The 18,194-nt window shown below is 59.5% G+C and carries 14 protein-coding genes; 6 read left to right on the top strand and 8 right to left on the bottom strand.

Annotated features, from left to right (window positions below):
- The first annotated feature begins 11 nt into the window (after window positions 1–11).
- From ubiG to JJN09_RS17590, 4 genes are all read left to right on the top strand, one after another.
- A complete protein-coding gene (gene ubiG, locus JJN09_RS17605) occupies window positions 12–710 on the top strand; it encodes a bifunctional 2-polyprenyl-6-hydroxyphenol methylase/3-demethylubiquinol 3-O-methyltransferase UbiG (RefSeq protein WP_007950906.1) in 699 nt (232 codons plus the stop codon).
- Window positions 711–714: 4 nt separating this feature from the next.
- Window positions 715–1,386, top strand: a complete 672-nt coding sequence (gene mupP / locus JJN09_RS17600) for an N-acetylmuramic acid 6-phosphate phosphatase MupP (RefSeq protein ID WP_249482846.1) — start codon at window positions 715–717, stop codon at window positions 1,384–1,386.
- A 68-nt stretch (window positions 1,387–1,454) separates the two neighbouring features.
- The gene (locus JJN09_RS17595) at window positions 1,455–2,195 is read left to right on the top strand and encodes a YciK family oxidoreductase (protein ID WP_249482845.1); all 741 of its coding nucleotides are present in this window, start codon (window positions 1,455–1,457) and stop codon (window positions 2,193–2,195) included.
- Between the two features lie 363 nt (window positions 2,196–2,558).
- Window positions 2,559–3,485, top strand: coding sequence for a GGDEF domain-containing protein (locus tag JJN09_RS17590; RefSeq protein ID WP_249482844.1), 927 nt, complete (start codon window positions 2,559–2,561; stop codon window positions 3,483–3,485).
- 66 nt (window positions 3,486–3,551) lie between these two features.
- On the opposite strand, the gene JJN09_RS17585 is transcribed toward JJN09_RS17590, so the two are convergent.
- Entirely contained in the window at window positions 3,552–4,346 is a 795-nt protein-coding gene (locus JJN09_RS17585; RefSeq protein WP_249482843.1) for a TenA family transcriptional regulator, read from the bottom strand.
- Between the two features lie 46 nt (window positions 4,347–4,392).
- Entirely contained in the window at window positions 4,393–6,855 is a 2,463-nt protein-coding gene (locus JJN09_RS17580; RefSeq protein ID WP_249482842.1) for an EAL domain-containing protein, read from the bottom strand.
- A 210-nt stretch (window positions 6,856–7,065) separates the two neighbouring features.
- Here JJN09_RS17580 and JJN09_RS17575 point away from each other — a divergent pair, with 210 nt between their 5' ends.
- Complete coding sequence (locus JJN09_RS17575) at window positions 7,066–11,217, top strand: hypothetical protein (RefSeq protein ID WP_249482841.1); 4,152 nt, start codon at window positions 7,066–7,068, stop codon at window positions 11,215–11,217.
- 1 nt (window position 11,218) lies between these two features.
- On the opposite strand, the gene JJN09_RS17570 is transcribed toward JJN09_RS17575, so the two are convergent.
- From JJN09_RS17570 to JJN09_RS17550, 5 genes are all read right to left on the bottom strand, one after another.
- A complete protein-coding gene (locus tag JJN09_RS17570; protein ID WP_249482840.1) occupies window positions 11,219–13,036 on the bottom strand; it encodes an ABC transporter ATP-binding protein in 1,818 nt (605 codons plus the stop codon).
- Window positions 13,029–13,631 carry a DsbA family protein gene (locus JJN09_RS17565; protein WP_172829544.1) on the bottom strand — a complete coding sequence of 201 codons (603 nt, stop codon included), beginning with the start codon at window positions 13,629–13,631 and terminating at the stop codon, window positions 13,029–13,031. Before JJN09_RS17565 ends, JJN09_RS17570 begins: the two co-directional genes overlap by 8 nt.
- Window positions 13,632–13,666: 35 nt before the next feature.
- Window positions 13,667–14,608: a rhodanese-related sulfurtransferase gene (locus JJN09_RS17560; RefSeq protein ID WP_249482839.1), complete on the bottom strand. Its 942-nt coding sequence runs from the start codon at window positions 14,606–14,608 to the stop codon at window positions 13,667–13,669.
- Window positions 14,609–14,724: 116 nt separating this feature from the next.
- Complete coding sequence (locus tag JJN09_RS17555) at window positions 14,725–15,024, bottom strand: BolA family transcriptional regulator (RefSeq protein ID WP_065257175.1); 300 nt, start codon at window positions 15,022–15,024, stop codon at window positions 14,725–14,727.
- A gap of 12 nt (window positions 15,025–15,036) precedes the next feature.
- Window positions 15,037–15,558 carry a DUF2059 domain-containing protein gene (locus JJN09_RS17550; protein WP_249482838.1) on the bottom strand — a complete coding sequence of 174 codons (522 nt, stop codon included), beginning with the start codon at window positions 15,556–15,558 and terminating at the stop codon, window positions 15,037–15,039.
- A gap of 193 nt (window positions 15,559–15,751) precedes the next feature.
- On the opposite strand from JJN09_RS17550, the gene JJN09_RS17545 reads away from it, so the two are divergent.
- Complete coding sequence (locus JJN09_RS17545) at window positions 15,752–17,146, top strand: class II fumarate hydratase (RefSeq protein ID WP_249482837.1); 1,395 nt, start codon at window positions 15,752–15,754, stop codon at window positions 17,144–17,146.
- Between the two features lie 37 nt (window positions 17,147–17,183).
- On the opposite strand, the gene JJN09_RS17540 is transcribed toward JJN09_RS17545, so the two are convergent.
- On the bottom strand, window positions 17,184–18,143 hold the full coding sequence (locus tag JJN09_RS17540; protein WP_249482836.1) for a DMT family transporter: 960 nt from the start codon (window positions 18,141–18,143) through the stop codon (window positions 17,184–17,186).
- Window positions 18,144–18,194: the final 51 nt, after the last annotated feature.

Genomic DNA, 18,194 nt, shown 5'->3' with positions numbered 1-18,194 from the left:
AGGATTGAATCATGAGCAACGTCGACCACGCCGAAATCGCCAAATTCGAAGCCCTGGCCCATCGCTGGTGGGACCGCGAAAGCGAGTTCAAACCGCTGCACGACATCAACCCGCTGCGGGTCAACTGGATTGACGAGCGCGTCAACCTGGCCGGCAAGAAGGTCCTCGACGTCGGCTGCGGCGGCGGCATCCTCAGTGAAGCCATGGCCCAGCGCGGCGCAACGGTGACAGGCATCGACATGGGCGAAGCGCCGCTGGCGGTCGCACAACTGCACCAGCTGGAATCTGGCGTGAATGTCGAGTACCGGCAGATCACCGCCGAAGCCCTGGCCGAAGAAATGCCCGAGCAGTTCGATGTCGTCACCTGCCTGGAAATGCTTGAACACGTACCGGACCCGTCCTCGGTGATCCGCGCCTGCTTCCGCATGGTCAAGCCCGGCGGCCAAGTGTTCTTCTCCACCATCAACCGCAACCCGAAGGCGTACCTGTTCGCCATCGTCGGCGCCGAATACATCATGAAGCTGCTGCCGCGCGGCACCCACGACTTCAAGAAATTCATCCGCCCGTCCGAGCTGGGCGCCTGGAGCCGCATGGCCGGCCTCACCGTCAAGGACATCATCGGTCTGACCTACAACCCGTTGACCAAGCACTACAAGCTGGCCGCGGACGTTGACGTCAACTACATGATCCAGACCCTGCGCGAGGAGTAAGCCGATGGCCATCAGAGCAGTCCTTTTCGACATGGACGGCACGCTGCTCGACACCGCGCCGGACTTCATCGCCATTTGCCAGGCGATGCGCGCGGATCGCGGTTTGCCGCCGATGAACGACAAACACATCCGCGACGAAATCTCCGGCGGTGCCAAGGCCATGGTCGCGGTGACGTTCTCGATGGACCCGGAATCCCCGGGCTTCGAGGAGTTGCGCCTGGAGTTTCTCGAGCGCTACCTCGCCGGCTGCGCCGTGCACAGCAAATTGTTCGACGGCATGGGCGAATTGCTGGCCGATATCGAAAAAGCCCACCTGGTCTGGGGGGTGGTCACCAACAAGCCGCTGCGTTTCGCCGAACCGATCATGCAGCAACTGGGGCTGGCCGAGCGTTCGGCCTTGCTGATCTGCCCGGATCACGTGAAGAACAGCAAACCGGACCCCGAGATGCTGACCCTTGCCTGCAAGATGCTTGATCTGGATCCGTCGAGCGTTCTGTTTATCGGCGATGATCTGCGCGATATCGAGTCCGGCCGCGACGCCGGCACCAAGACTGCCGCCGTAACCTATGGCTACATTCACCCGGACGACAACCCACGGCACTGGGGCGCGGACGTGGTGGTGGATCATCCGCTGGAGTTGCGCAAGGTGCTCGACAACGCTCTGTGCAGTTGCTGAGTAGTGCCTGACAGCACTCCCACACAGGCCGCGTGAACGATCAGAAGTTAATGGATTAGAGGTTTTTTATGTTTGATTACTCCGCTCGCCCCGAATTGCTCAAGGATCGGGTCATTCTGGTCACCGGTGCCGGTCGTGGCATCGGTGCGGCCGCCGCCAAGACCTACGCAGCCCACGGTGCGACCGTGCTGCTGCTGGGCAAGACCGAAGCCAACCTGACTCAGGTCTACGACGAGATCGAAGCGGCCGGGCATCCACAACCGGCCGTGATCCCGTTCAACCTCGAAACCGCCCTGCCCCATCAATACGATGAGCTGGCGGCGATGATAGAGGCTGAGTTCGGCCACCTCGACGGCCTGCTGCACAACGCCTCGATCATTGGCCCGCGTACGCCGATCGAGCAGTTGTCCGGTGAAAACTTCATGCGCGTCATGCAGATCAACGTCAACGCGATGTTCATGCTGACCAGCACCCTGTTGCCGTTGCTCAAGCTGTCGCAGGACGCCTCGGTGGTGTTCACCTCCAGCAGTGTCGGGCGCAAGGGCCGCGCTTATTGGGGCGCTTATGGCGTGTCCAAGTTCGCCACCGAAGGTCTGATGCAAACCCTGGCCGACGAAGTCGAAAACGTCGCCCCGGTGCGCGCCAACAGCATCAACCCGGGCGCCACCCGCACCAGCATGCGCGCTCAGGCTTACCCTGGCGAAAACCCACTGAACAACCCTACCCCGGAAGAGATCATGCCGGTCTATCTGTACCTGATGGGTCCGGACAGCACGGGCATCAATGGCCAGGCATTCAACGCCCAGTAGTGCCATACGTCGCATTTGTTGCCGCGGCGGATTCCCGTCGCGGCAGGCATTTGCCGCTTTTCGCAGGGCCATTTCAGTCAAATAACCACCACCCCCCTCCGCAACAAACAACTCAAACTATTGATTAACAAGGGTTTTAATAAAACCTGAACTGAATGGCACGACTTTCGCTCTACATTCCCTCAAAGCACGCCGAGTGAAGGCAGTCGGGCAAGGCCTGATTCGATAGCTGACTAATCGTCATCGGGCAGACTAAACTTACGCCAAATGTCCTACGGGACTGATGGATCAGTATGACGCGCAGCCCATAGCCGCTCTCACCCAGCCTGTAAGACAGACTTACTGCTTAGGGGCTCACGCCATATGAAATCACCCTCCCAGACCACTGCAATTGACTTCGATAGTGCCAAATTGCAACGCCTGGGCTTTGGCCAGTTGCCTCCGCTTCTGGAGCGACCTGTCAGCCTGGCGCAATTGCGTCAGCAAATGAGCCTGCAACTGCAAACCAGCCTTGAGCCGCAACGCATCCTCGGTCTGTTTTTCCGCGAAGTTCAGCGACTGGTGCCGCTCGATGCCTTGAGCTATGTGCACAGCGGCAGTGACTTGCGCCTGGAATTCGGCGCCCGCGGTCATCATTCGGCCAGCTACAGCCTCAGCCACGACGGTGAGCACATGGGCGAGTTGGTGTTTCGCCGCAACCAGCGCTTCAGTGAGCAGGAACTGGGCAATCTGGAATCGCTTCTGTCGTCGCTGCTGTACCCGATGCGCAACGCACTGCTTTATCGTGTCGCAACGCAAACCGCCCTGCGCGACCCACTCACGGGCGCCGGCAACCGCATCGCCATGGAGCAGACCCTGCAGCGGGAGATCGAGATGTCGCGTCGACACCTGCAACCGTTGTCGCTGCTGATGCTGGACATCGACCACTTCAAACAGGTCAATGACAGTCATGGCCACAGCGCTGGCGATGAAGTGCTCAAAGCTGTCGCGGCATCGATCAAGGACCAGTTGCGCAACGTCGACATGGTGTTCCGCTATGGCGGGGAAGAGTTCCTGATCCTGCTGTCCAACACCAGCCGCGAAGCCGCCGCGATGGTTGGCGAACGCCTGCGGTATGCAGCACAAGCCCAGGACTATTATGCCGATGGCCAGTTGATCGAACTGACCGTGAGCCTCGGCTGTTCGACCCTGCTGCCGGGTGAATCCGCCGACAGCCTGCTGCGCCGCGCCGACAGCGCGCTGTACGTGGCCAAGCGCGAGGGGCGTAATCGCCTGACAATGGCCGGCTGAACGTTCTCTGGCAAATAAAAAACGGGAGCCCGCGGGCTCCCGTTTTTTTCATGGATGTCGTCGAAACTAGCTCTCGACCAGCGCCCGTCGCTCGCGCCCGACCAGCACCCGCTCCGTCAACTCCAGCTGCATGCAGCGCTCGAGGAACAAGTACATGTAGTCGTAACTCTTGCACACGGCCTGGCGCAGTTCCACCTGCAAGGCCTTGCTCGGGTTCATCCCGGCCAGGGTGCAGATGATCTCCAGCGCTTCCCACGGGTGGGCATCATCGTACTGGGCGTGCATCTTCAGCCATTTCATCGCCCGCTTTCGATCTTCTTCAGGGAAAGCGGCGGCGTACACACCTGTCGAGCAGACCAGCGCCGACCACTCCCCGGTCGCGCCTTCAATCGCATAGTTGGTGGCGGCAATGGCCACGATCAGCGAATCCGCCGAACTGGTGTGCCAGCACCAGTGACTCAGGGCATGCAACTCCGGCGGCACTTGCTGGGCCTGGAGGTCTTCCAGACTCACGCCGTGAGCCCGACTCCAGTTGACCCAGTAATCGGCATGGTTGAGTTCGACGCGAATATTGCGCATCAGCCAGCGCCGAGCCATGTCTTCACCCGGGTGACGGGCGAACTTGGTCTTGGTGAGGTTCTGCGCCATGTACAACGCGAACTGCTCAACGACGGGCCAGCCCCCGATCAGGTACTGGCGCATGGTCTTGGCGCTGAGCTTGTTATCACGCATGCGCAGGTAAAGTTCATGTTCGACAACCCGGCGTTTGCTCTCGCTGCAATCCTGGATCAACTGTTGTGCCCAGGCGGGATAACTTGCAGCTTCCATGAGTGGTCCGGTTCGGTTGAATGTGTCGATCACTGTTCGGCTCCTTTTGATTTGTGATTGTAAGGATCGGCAAGAGACTTCAACGGAACGTGCCAGGCGCTTTGAACAACAACGGCTGCGGTCTGGCGGGCCGACTTTGCAAACTGTCACAGGTAAACAATTGCGGGCGTTCGATGACATAACCCTGAGCGTAATCCACGCCGATTTCAAGCAATGCCTGCTCGATCTGCGCTGTTTCGACAAACTCGGCAATTGTCTGCTTACCCATGACATGCCCGATGTGATTGATCACTTCGACCATAGCGCGGTTAATCGGGTCGTCCAGCATATCCTTTACGAAACTCCCGTCGATCTTCAGGAAGTCTACAGGCAAATGTTTCAAATATGCGAATGAAGACATTCCGGCGCAAAAGTCGTCCAACGAGAAGTAACAACCCAAGCCTTTGAGTTCATTAATAAAACGGATAGCACTGCCGAGATTTGCAATGGCGCTGGTTTCTGTAATTTCAAAACAAATCATTTCAGGCGGAACGGAATAGATATCAAACTGTTCCCGAAGAAAGTGCAAGAACGCGTCATCTCCGATAGTAATGCCTGAAAGATTAATCGCACACATTGCCAGAGGCCGTTCGCACTCTTCGTTAATACATTGGGCAATTACCTTAAATACATTCTGCACAACCCAGCGATCGAGTGACGTCATCAAACCGTAACGCTCGGCCGCCGGTATGAAACTGTCCGGCAGAATCATCCGACCCGCTTCGTCATGCAGACGCAACAGAATTTCGATGTGCCCGCCCGCGCCACCAGCCACCGACCCCAATGGTGCGATTTCCTGGGCATAGAGACAGAAGCGGTTTTCCTCCAGGGCCATGTGCAGACGCTGTACCCAGGCCATTTCGCCGAACCGCAGGGACAGCTCCGAATCGTCAGCATGGTAGACCTGCACCCGGTTGCGGCCCTTTTCCTTGGCCATGTAGCAGGCCATGTCGGCTGCCCGCAATGAAGCTTCGAGGGTGGTCGGGGTTTGCGCGACATGCACCAGACCAATACTGACGGTGGTCAGGAACGGCCGCCCCTTCCAGACGAAATGCAGGTTCTGCACCGTCTGACGCAGCCCCTCGGCGATCTTCTCGGCCGCTTCCGGCGCGCAGTTTTCCAACAGAATGCCAAACTCGTCGCCCCCAAGTCTCGCCAGCGTGTCGCCCTCACGCAGGCCCGATTGCAGCAACGCGCAGATATGCCGCAACAACTCATCACCCGCTGCATGCCCGCAGGTGTCGTTGACCAGTTTGAACTGATCGAGATCGAGGAACATCAGCGCATGCCGCCCTGGCTGACGGGTCAAATTGTGCAGAGCCTGCTCGAGGCGATACTCAAACTCGCGGCGATTGGCCAGGCCGGTCAACGCATCGTGAGTCGCCTGCCACGACAGGTTGGCGATGTATTGCCGCTCCTGGGTCATGTCATGCAGCACCAGCACCGTCCCGCTGACCTTGCCGGCATTGCGGATCGGTGCCCCGACCAGGGTCACCGACACGGTGCTGCCGTCGAGCCGCTGAATCAACTTCGAGTGCTCGCTGCCTCCGCTAAGCTGGCCGCTGAGAATGTGTTCGATCAGGGTCAGCCCTTCGGTCTGGGCATTGTCATCCAACAGATTGAACAGTGCAGCCAAGGGCAAGCCGGCCGCCTGCTCAGCCTTCCAGTGGGTCAAGGCCTCGGCGGCCGGATTCATGTATTCGATCGCGCCGCTCACATCGGTGGTGATGACCCCGTCACCGATCGAGTGCAGGGTGACATGAGCCCGGTCCTTCTCCAGCTGCAACGCCTCGGCGAACGCATGTCGCTGCTTGAGCAGTTTTCGGGTACGCAGCAGTGCCAGCACGATCAGGCCCAGCGCCGTCGCGAGGTTGGTGAACAGCAGCAGGCGCAGGATTACCCGCGAGCCCTCGCCCAACGCGTCGCTGAAGGCCTTGGCTGCGGGGGTCACACCATCGTTGATCGCAAAGATCCGGTCTTTCCAGCGCCGGATATCGGCGTCACTGGCTTCATTGGCCGTGATGCGCCGGTGCATCTCCTGCGCCACGTCGTCAAGTTCCACCAGATAGGCATCGCCGAGCGTCCAGCGGTCGATGGCCGTTTCCAGGTAACTGAAGTGCCGGAAGTTCAGGTACAGCCAGATCAGGCTGGAGACATCATCCGGGTGGTTGCCGCCCTTGAGGATGCCCTCGCGCGCCGCTTGCAGGTCGGGCGGTTGCTTGTCCAGCGCCAGGCGCAACTGATGGCCGCCCTGAGGCACGGCAATCGCGTTCTGGTATTTGAGATAAATCGCCTCGTCACGGCTGTCGGCATACAGGTTGAGGTAATAGATGGCGTCTTTTTGGCCCTTGGACCAAAGGCTCTCGCCTGCCACATAACCGCGAACGGCCGACAGGACGTAAAGGCTCACGCCACCCAGCAAGGCTTGAAACAACACGACGGCGATAAATGGCCAGACGATGCCCAACAACCGAGGCGTTCCGAGAGTCCGCTTTTGCTTCATGAGATTCCTTGCATGAGCACTGCCTGATCGCCCTTCTCTTCACGAGCATCCCCCCAAGACTAGGAGGCGTTCCCGGTTCAGGCAAGCGGTGGATCAGCCTCAGTGCAGCACAAGCGCCAAGAGTAGATATCTACCGCCAATGCAGAGCTCTGGATCGTTTTACTGCGCATTCCCATTTCCGTAACGGGAATCCATTCGAAGGAGTGCGACATGACAGAGACTACTACCGATGCAACCAAGACATCAGCCACCCGGGAACTTCGTGCCCGGCAGGCACTGGGACTTGATGACGGCCCGGATATAGAAGGTTTCGTGCAGATCACTGTCAAGGACCGAAAACGCTTCAACGCCTTGCGACGCGACACACCCGGCATCGCGAGCAGCTATTCCCTGGAGTCGTACAAGGCAAAACTCATCGATGCGCAAATCACTGCCACCGTAGAAAGCTTCATGTCCGGCAGCCGCCTGCTGATCCGTCGTCTGGGCGCCGAGGTGCTGTTTGAAGCTTCTACCGACGAAATGCGCGCGACTCCATCGGTATTTCTTCAACGCATTCTGGAGTCGGGTCCGTCTCAGAACCTGGCCGTTGAACTATTGAAGACACTCAAGTGGTACGGCGCACGTCCTGGCGAACAGACGCCTGCTTGCGTACGCAATCAATTGCTGTGCAAGGCCATCTGCCTTTACCTGCAAGCCCCATCAACTGATGAGCCTCAAGAACTCGCCGGCTTCCGCTGGCAGGATCCGGTCCACTGGGGCAAAAGCTACCAGACCCTGCGCGCCGACTTCGCACAGCATCTACTGCGCACCAAACGGGTTGCCAACACCAATGAGTCGATATTGTTGGCACATGTTTTCCAGACCCGACTGTCAAAAGACTTCCACGTACCCGACGTCCCGCCCGACCTGCGCTACAAGAGTTCGGTGGTATGGGTCAACTTCATGCATGGCGTGCTGTTGGCTGACGAACTCGGCCTGGATCGGCCACAACCGCTTTCTTTTCAACAGCTCGTCAATCTGCCCCTGGAACGCAGCGCCGACGCTTCAACCGAAGAGCTGGAAACGATTACACGGCTGAGATTGAGCCCGACGCTCGATTGGGCAGTTTGCATGGGTATCGTCCAGGCGCGAGTGGCATCCGACTACAACGAGGAAGAGATCAAACGAGCGTTGGCGGCGCTGGAAAGCCAGAGTGAATATCTGAACAAGGCCGTGCAATCTCTGGAATTACGCCCGCCGGAAAGGCTGCAACTGGCCAAGCGAATGAAAGAGGATGCACTGGGTAGCCGTACACTGGAGTCGGATGGACGCAGACTTCTACGGGACTATCCGCCAGCCTCTATGAGTTTCAAAGATATGCCGTCGCTGAAACTTGAAGGGCATGGGTTTCTTGACCTTTATGCCGACGGTCAGTTCGATGATGGCAAACGATGGTTTATCACCGAGCGGGATGGCAAAACACGAACCCTCGAAACATTCCGGGTCGACGAAAAACGGTTTTTTTACTCGGAACGCAAAGTCGACGGTGTTTATCGGCAGATGTTTACCGGCGGGACTTTTCGCAACCATTCAGGCAATAGGCTACCGGACGTCAATGCGCAGTTCGAAGCCGAGTTCAAGAATCATGTGACAACTATCAGGTCGGCCTATCAGACCTTGACCCTGAGCCTTCTGGCGTCGTTACCATTGGCTGAGCATCGGGCGCTGGAGCGAGGAGCCATCAAGGTATTGGGGCTTCGTCAGACCATCAAAAAGCAAGGAGTGTCAGAACATATCCGGGCAAGAAAAGGCTTCGTTCTGCAAGCGACCTGCGAGGATGAAATCAGCTATTACGAACTCATCCCGAGTGCCGGCGTCATTCGTCGTCGAGCTGGCCTGCGATCTTCGACTGTCAACGGCGTGCGCACCGAATTCCCCCTTCACGCCTCGATCCCCGGACAAACCTATTCTCCCGAACGGAACCAGGCTACAACCTTGCTTCTCGACTGGTCTGCCCACTTGCATGGCAAGGCGCCCTCTGACCAGCAGTATTTCGTTGGCTTTCTCGACACAATGGGACAGATGCCCGCGGCGTTGCCGTCCAGCGAAGCAGTAACTCTGACATCCTCTCGCCTCAATGCAGTGGCCCACTACATTGCAGCGAACTACCTCTACGTCGATGAAAAGCATTTGTACACCCAAGCCCGGGGCATGACGATCTTCGACACTCGCAGGGCCGAAAGCGAACAAAGACTGAATATGTTCCTTGCAATCGTCAAAGGATTCGTACCGTTCTGGGGAAGCATTGAAGACCTCATGTCGCACGACACCGCAAAAAAGGCCATGGGCGGGGCCGGACTCGTACTGGACCTGGCTTCATTCCTTTTTCCCGTCGGGAAATTCTTATCAGGGACGGTACGACTGATCCGGACAGCGAACACCGTTTCACGCATGGCCATCACAGCGAGCCTGCCTCCATTTACGACACTGACTCGCAAGCTCCTGACGGCGACGGTGAGCAATCTGAACCCGTTAAGCGGCATTCCGACGCTACTCAAGTCGACAGCGAGCGGCGTTGGCCGAGCGTTGCTTAAGGTGGGTCGCCTGACCGTAGGTGGAGTAAGAAAGCTGGCTGGCAATGCTGACAGCTACCGACTGGTCAAAAACCTGCCGCAGACAATCGATCCGGGGCGCTGGAAAGCGCTGGCCGATAGCGATCGACTGGCATCAGTAAAAGGTGTTGATGATGTTCTGGTGCGCAATACGAGCTCGTCCGATATGAGAAGGTTCCACGTTGTCGACCCGGTGACGTCCTTGCCATACGGCCCGCGCCTGTCCAGCCATCGAAAGCAATTCACGCAAGGTCGATCCACTTTCACCACGCTGCCCCCAGGCAAACTTCACGCGCGCGTGGAAATCCCTGAACAGGCCAGCATCCGTGAAATACTCGAAGTCGACGGGCGTACCACGCTGCTGATTGATGACATCCCGTATCGTCTGGAAGGTGATCAACTACGCCGCGCCAACCTGATCGATGAAAAGTCGATGCTCAAATCCATACCTTGCCGGGCCCGACGCGCGCCAGGTAGCGATGTATGCAAAACGAGTTATGTCACGCGAGCGCCAGCGCCGACTCCGCCTCTGAACAGTCAGGACACAAGCAAAGGGTGGGCGGAATGGTTCGGCGATACCATTTATACACCCGCCATCTCAGCGCAGCCGTTACTGACAAGCGCCATCAAGAACTACAAGCAGCTCAATGCATCATTGGAGTTTCAAAAGGGAATCTATACGCGCACCAAGGTTCGCCTTCCCTACGATCACTCAAAGAAGTTCGATACGCTTGAAGTCGGAGCAATCATCGTTCCCGCGAAGGACGACTCGAAGCACTATGTGTTCACCCGCCTGAACGCCGGAGATTTCTACGTCGCCGAGCGCTTGCCAGGGCAGGTCCTTTCCGATCCTCTGGTTTTGCGCAAGGCACAAACCTTACCGGTAGAACTGGCCGAGGAATTGAAAACGGTTTACACAGGATCGCTCAATGCCAACAACGCGGCGCGGATCAATTCGGTTCCAGAGGTCGAGCGCGCCCTGAAAACCATGGATGAAATCGCCATTCCGCTCGGCACACCCGCCAACCCGCCTGTCGGCATGAAATGGCTGAAGGTGGACACCAGCCCCGGTGAAGCACTGATGTTCGACCACTCGACGCGAATGATCATCGCCAAGCGATCCGAAGGTGCCACAACCTGGGCAAGGAGCAAGGATGCCCCAGAGACTTTGCGACAGCGAACGGCGGAAATTTTCGACACTCTGTTTCTGTCACCGACGATCAACCCGCCAGTTGCCAACGCGTCGCTGCGCATCGATGCCACAATGCAAAAACTGCAACACCTGCTGAGCCGATTCGATCGTACAAACAATGCTCGCAACATTGCCTATGCCGAAGTCATCACCGCAAAAGGCGTGCGAGAAGTTTACGTGAGTGTGTCCGGCGCTCATGGCACAACCAAACACCTGCCCTTATTCCATCATTTGGGCGGAAATCATGTAAAGATCGGCGACACGACTTACGTCAACGTCGACTTCAGCCTGAGTGTGGGCAAGACGAACCTGGAATTGACGGATCAAGGGCGTCTGGTAGCAGTCCCGCTGACCATCAAGAACATCGACATCTACACACCGACACTGGCGGCTAGACCGACCTCTCTGGACAGCGAGAGCAAGCTGATTCGCGTGATACGCGATAAATACCCCGACCCACTGGAGTTGAAATCAGTGAACGTCGCTACCACGATGCCACCCTGCGAGTCCTGCTCACTGGTCATGAAAGAGTTCGGTCACAGAGGCGAAGCGGACGCACTGCAAGTGCTCTGGAAATGACCTACAACCGCTGCAAATGTCCATACAGCTTGGCGTACAAACCACCATCGGCAATCAGCTGCTGATGGTCGCCATCCTCAGCCACTTGCCCGCCATCGAACACCAGCACCCGGTCCGCTTGCTTCACCGCTGACAGGCGGTGGGCAATGATCAGCGTGGTGCGGCCATGGAGGAATCGCGCCATGGCCTGGTGCAGGTTGTATTCGGTGGCGGCGTCGAGGGCCGAGGTGGCTTCGTCGAGGATCACCACTTTCGGCTCGGCGAGGATCATCCGCGCAATCGCCAGACGTTGTCGCTGGCCGCCGGACAGGCGCACGCCGGAGCGGCCGACGATGCTGTCCAGTCCATCCGGCAAGGCACGGATGGTGGGTTCGAGCTGGGCGATTTCCAGCGCCTGCCAGCAAGCTTCGTCGCTGCGGGTGCGGCCCATGGTCAGATTGGCGCGTACGGTGTCGTTGAACAGCGCCGGATGTTGCAGCACCACCGCGACGTTTTCCCGAACCGTTTCCAGGCCGATTTCCTGCTGGGTCGATCCGCCGAAACGGATGGTCCCGGCCAGCGGCGTGTACAGGCCCAGCAGCAATTGCACGAGCGTACTTTTGCCGCCGCCGCTGGCGCCGACAATCGCCACTTTCTCGCCCGGTGCGATGGACAGGTTCATATGGTCCAGCACCAGCTCATCGCCGTAACCAAAGCTCAGACCCTGCACCTCGATGCCGACGGTATCGCGGCCCTTGAACGGGTCGACGCCGCCGGGGTATTGAGGCTCGTCGGCACGGGCCAGCAGTTCGTTGATCCGGGTCAGCGCACCGCCGGCGGCGTAATAGGCGTATTGCAGGTTCAGCAGTTGTTCGACCGGGCCGATCATGAACCACAGGTAGCTGAACACCGCGAGCATCTGGCCGATCGACAAGTCGGAGAACAGCACCGTCAACATGGCCGCCGCGCGGAAAATGTCGATGCCGAACTGGAACAGCAGACCACTGGCGCGGTTGGACGCATCGGTCTTCCACTGCGAATTGACCGCGTAGTTGCGCACTTCCTGAGCCCGCAGGCCGAGACGCCCGAGGAAGAAGCCCTGACGGTTGCCGGCACGCACTTCCTGAATCGCATCGAGGGTTTCACTCAATGCCTGCGTGAAGCGCGCGGTGCTGTCATTCTCGAGTTTCTTCAGGTGCTTGACCCGTTTGCCCAACTGCACCGTGGCGTAAATCACCAACGGGTTGAACAGCAGAATCAGCAGCGCCAGTTTCCAGTGCATCCACATCAGGATGCTGGCGGTGCCGACCAGCGTCAGCATCGCCACCAGGAAACGACTGAGGGTTTCGCCGACAAACTTGTCGAGGGTGTCGAGGTCGGTGACCAGGTGCGTGGTGACCGTGCCGCTGCCCAGGCTTTCGTATTCGCCGAGGGAAATACGCTTCAGACGCTCGATCAGGCGCACACGAATGCGGTAAACGATGTCCTTGGCCAGCCGCGCAAACAACCGCGCCTGCAACACGCCAAAGCACAGGGCGCTGCAACGCAGGGTCAGTGTCACCACCAGCATCAGGCCGATGTAGCCCGCCGCCTGCTGCCACATCGTCGGCAGCGCGTGGTTCATGACCTTCAGCGCGGCATCGCCGTGGCCGAGCAGAACTTCGTCCACCAGCAATGGCAGCAGCAACGGGATCGGCACGCTGCACAGCGTCGCCAGTACGGCGACGCCGTTGGCGATCCACAGGGATTTTTTGTGATGAAGTGCCAGACGCCGGACTTCAGCCCAGCTCAGCCGGTCGACACGCTTGACGGCTGGCGTGTCATCGGCCGGGTCAGACACAGGCCGCGCGCTCCAGCCATCGACCGAGCAGCGGTGACAGTTCACTGAGCGGCTGATAACCGTTGGTCAGCAACGCCAGTTGGCCATTGCGCTCGGCGAGCAGGGTCGGGAATCCGGCGATGCCCAGATCCTGAACCCAACTGAAATCGGCCTGGGTCGCCTTGTGTTGATCGGCATGATCAAACAGGGCAGCAAATTCGATGCGGGGGACGCCAGCCTTCTCTGCCAGCTCCACCAGAACGCTGGCCTGGGTGACATCGCGACCTTCAGCGTAAAACGCGTGCTGGATCAGCCCGACTAGTTTCCACGCGCAATCCGGTGCCAGGCTGCGCGCGGTGACGATGGCACGGCAGGCAGGCTCGGTGTCGTAGACAAAACCGTCCGGCAATGCGCCTTCGAATTTGAACGGCTGGCCGGTGGCCTCGGTGACCGCCTGCCAGTGTTCGAGAATGTAGCGCCGGGTGGTGGGTTCAAGTGCCGCGCCGCTGCCGGTGCGCAACCCGCCGACCACCAGGTGCAGTTCCACCCCGGCTGCCTGCGCCTGCTCCACCAATGCCTTGGCTACCGGAGCAAATCCCCAGCACCACGAACACATCGGATCCATCACATAGAGCAGGCGTGCAGACATGATTAAGCCTCGGTGGATGCTTGCTTATAGTTGTAGCCGATCGGGTGCGGCATGTTGCGCGCCTTGGCCAGTTCGATCTGTTTCTGGCGGTCGACGGCGCTGCGGCGAGTCTTCTCGCTCAGGGTGTCCCAGCAGTGCGGGCAACTGATGCCGGCCACGTAATGCTCGGAGGCGCGATCTTCAACGCTGACCGGCGTGCGGCAGGCATGACACTGATCGTAGTCGCCTTCGCTCAGGTCATGGCGCACGGTCACGCGGTTGTCGAACACGAAGCAGTCGCCCTGCCATTTGGTTTCTTCCTGCGGCACCTCTTCGAGGTACTTCAGGATGCCGCCCTTGAGGTGGTAAACCTCTTCGAAGCCCTCGCCAAGCATGTAGCTCGAGGCTTTTTCGCAGCGAATGCCACCGGTGCAGAACATCGCGACCTTCTTGTGCACGGCCGGGTCGAAGTGTTCTTTGATGTAGTCGGGGAATTCGCGAAAACTGGTGGTTTTCGGATCGATGGCGCCTTCGAAGGTGCCGATTGACACTTCGTAGTCGTTGCGGGTGTCGATCAACAGCACTTCCGGGTCGCTGATCAGCGCATTCCAGTCCTGTGGCTCGACGTAGGTGCCGACCTTCTTGTTCGGGTCGACGCCTTCAACGCCCAGGGTCACGATCTCTTTCTTGAGCTTGACCTTGGTGCGATAGAACGGCTGCTCGTCGCAGTACGATTCCTTATGATCGATATCGATCATGCGCGGATCGTTGCGCAGCCAGGCCAACAGGCCGTCGATGCCTTCACGGCTGCCGGAAACCGTGCCGTTGATGCCTTCTTCGGCGATCAGCAAGGTGCCTTTGATACCGTTGTCGACCATCGCTTGCAGCAGGGGCTCGCGCAGGTTGACGTAATCTTCGAGGGTGACGAACTTGTACAGTGCCGCCACGACAATCGGTTGTGTCATGGGTATTTCTCCAGGTGGCTACCCTCGTAAAGGGTGAACCGGATGCGAAAAAAAACGCGCCGGTTGAGCGGCGCGTTGCGGATTCTAGCAAAAAACCTCAGTTCATTGCTGCAGGCTCAATGCTTGCTGCCGCCGGCACAGGTCGGCGACGCCGGGGCGGCGCCCACCTCTGCCCATTCCTGCGGGGTGTAGGTGTGCAGCGCCAACGCATGGAACTCGCCCATCAGCTCGCCGAGCGTGCCGTAGACTTTCTGGTGGCGCTTGACCCGGTTCAGGCCTTCGAACTGCGCGCTGACCACCACTGCCTTGAAGTGGGTCTGCAACCCGCGACTGTGCATGTGGCTTTCGTCCAGCACTTGCAGATGCTCAGGCTGAAGCAGCGCCAGCGTCGATTCGATGCGTTGTTGCATGGTCATCACGAACTCCGCTTACGGCTTTTTCTTGGCCGGAGCAGCGCCTTTCGGTGCCAGCTCGTTGGTCATGTCATCCAGCAACTTGTTGACCACAGGCACTGCAGGTTCCAGCTTGGCCTGAGTCATCTGGGCCGATTGCTGAGTCAGCTGTGGCATTTTTTCCAGGACTTTCTTGCCCAGTGGCGACTGGTAGAACGCGACCAGATCCTTGAGCTCGGATTCGCTGAATGTGCTGGTGTAGAGCTTGACCATGTCCGGTTTCAGCTTGTTCCAGCCGATGGCCTGGTCCAGGGCGGCATTGGCCTTGGCCTGGTAGGTATCCAGTACGGCTTTCTTGGATTCCGGCGCCTTGGTCTGTTCAAAACGCTGGGCGAACATCTGCTGCACTTGCATGTACACCGGAGTGCCCAGCTTGTCAGCGTGCGCCAGGGTCAGGAAAGCTTCGGCACTGGCGTTGTGGCTGGCGGTATCGGCAAGCACCTGGCCGCTGGCGCAAACCAGGGCAACCGCGGTGCAGATGGCACGAAGACGAGTCATCGAGTTTCCTTTTCAGCTAGGCGAGGTAAAACCCCAAGGGCGACCATTCTGCGCCTGAATAACGCTGCGGCTCAACCCCCGAGCCTTGCCGCGCTTGATTGGCGGGGCCTGGCAGGGCAACAATCGAGTGGATGGAACCACTTGGGCCACACCGGGCCTAAACTGCGCAAACAGACCAACAGGAGTGTGCACGATGAGCCGTATCGAAACCGACAGCCTGGGCCAGATCGACGTCCCGGACGACGCTTACTGGGGCGCTCAGACGCAACGCTCGCTGATCAACTTCGCCATCGGTCAGGAACGCATGCCCTTGCCGGTACTGCACGCCCTGGCGCTAATCAAGAAAGCCGCGGCCCGGGTCAACGACCGCAACGGCGACCTGCCCGCCGACATCGCTCGCCTGATCGAACAGGCCGCCGACGAAGTGCTCGACGGCCAGCACGACGACCAGTTCCCGCTGGTGGTCTGGCAGACCGGCAGCGGCACCCAGAGCAACATGAACGCCAACGAAGTGATTGCCGGCCGCGCCAACGAACTGGCCGGCAACCCGCGCGGCGGCAAGACGCCGGTGCATCCCAACGATCACGTCAACCGCTCGCAGAGTTCCAACGACTGCTTCCCCACCGCTATGAGCATCGCCACCGCGCAAGCGGTGCAGGCCCAACTGCTGCCGGCCATCGCCGAGCTGTCCGGTGGTCTGGCCGAGCTTTCGGCGCGGCACATGAAACTGGTGAAGACCGGTCGCACCCACATGATGGACGCTACGCCGATCACCTTCGGCCAGGAAATCTCCGGTTTCATCGCGCAGCTGGATTACGCCGAACGGGCGATTCGCTCAGCGTTGCCAGCGGTCTGCGAGCTGGCGCAGGGCGGCACCGCCGTCGGCACCGGGCTGAACTCGCCCCACGGTTTTGGTGAAGCGATTGCCGCCGAACTGGCGGCGTTGTCCGGCCTGCCGTTCGTCACCGCGCCGAACAAGTTCGCCGCCCTCGCCGGCCATGAACCGTTGACCACGCTGTCCGGCGCCCTGAAAACCCTCGCCGTGGCGCTGATGAAGATCGCCAACGACCTGCGCCTGCTGGGCTCCGGCCCTCGTGCAGGGTTTGCCGAAGTGCGGCTGCCGGCCAACGAACCGGGCAGCTCGATCATGCCCGGCAAGGTCAACCCGACCCAATGCGAGGCGCTGTCGATGCTGGCCTGCCAGGTGTTGGGCAACGATGTGACGATCGGTATCGCTGCCAGCCAGGGTCACTTGCAGTTGAACGTGTTCAAACCGGTAATCATCCACAACCTGCTGCAATCGATCCGCCTGCTGGCCGATGGCTGCAGCAACTTCCAGCAGCACTGCATCGCTGGCCTTGAGCCGGATGCCAAGGTCATGGCGCAACATCTGGAACGCGGCCTGATGCTGGTGACGGCGCTGAACCCGCACATCGGCTATGACAAGTCGGCGGAAATCGCCAAGAAGGCCTACAGCGAAGGCAAGACCTTGCGCGAAGCGGCGCTGGAGTTGGGGTATCTGACCGATGAAGAGTTCGATGCCTGGGTGCGGCCGGAGAACATGATCGAGGCTGGCGCCAAGGGCTGAGTCATCTCGATCCTTCCCACGCCTGGCGTGGGGAGGATCATCCGACCAACAGTTTCGCCCGCCGGGCCTTGAGCCCGGCAATCAACGATGGCCCCAGTGCCACCAGCGCCGAACCGAGCACCACCAGCACCGCCCCGCCATAACCCAGACCGTTGATCTGCTCGGCATGCACGTAGTCCGGCCAGGTCCACGCCGCCAGCGCCACTGCGCCGAAGGTCACCAGTGGCGTAATCGCCAGGGTCGCACTGACCCGCGAGGCCTCCCAATGCGCCAGCGCCTCGGCAAACGCGCCGTAGGCGATCAAAGTGTTCATGCAGCACGCCAGCAGCAACCAGCCCTGCAACGGGCTCAGCTCCAGCGCTTCGAGCGGATGGACCCACGGCGTCAGCAACAAGGCACAGAACAGGTAGATCACCATCATCACCTGCAACGAATTCCACACCGTCAGCAATTGCTTCTGCCCCAATGCATAGAACGTCCAGACCGTCGACGCCAGCAGCACCAGCAACACGCCAGCGGTGTAATCAGACAAAGACGTCAGCAACTCCGCCAGACGCTGATTGAAGAACAGCGCGAAGCCGATCAGCAACACCGCCAGCCCCATGCCCTGTCCGATGCTGAAGCGTTCCTTGAACACGAACAGACTGGCGATCAGCAACATGATCGGCCCCATCTGCACCACCAACTGAGCGGTGCCAGGGCTGAGCAGGTTCAGGCCCATCAGGTACAGCACGTAGTTGCCCACCAGCCCGAGCACCGCCATCAGCACCAGCCAGCCGCCCTTCGGCCCGAGCAGCTTGCGACTCGGCAACCGTTTGGTCGCTGCCAGATAAATGAACAAACAGCCGCCGGATACCGTCAGGCGAAACCAGGTCACGGTGATCGGGTCCATTACCTGCAGCACCTGCTTGAGCTTGATCGGCAGGATTCCCCACAGAAACGCCGTCAACAAGGCCAGGAACATGCCGTACACCCAACGACCCGATGAAACGTGCATGAGAACCCCGAAAGCCAATGACAGGAGGGCTCATTCTAGGCGCAGAGCCCG

This window comes from Pseudomonas sp. HS6, from assembly GCF_023375815.1.
Lineage (GTDB): Bacteria > Pseudomonadota > Gammaproteobacteria > Pseudomonadales > Pseudomonadaceae > Aquipseudomonas.
Note: the sequence above shows the minus strand (reverse complement) of the source record. Positions and strands in the feature narration are given on the sequence as shown.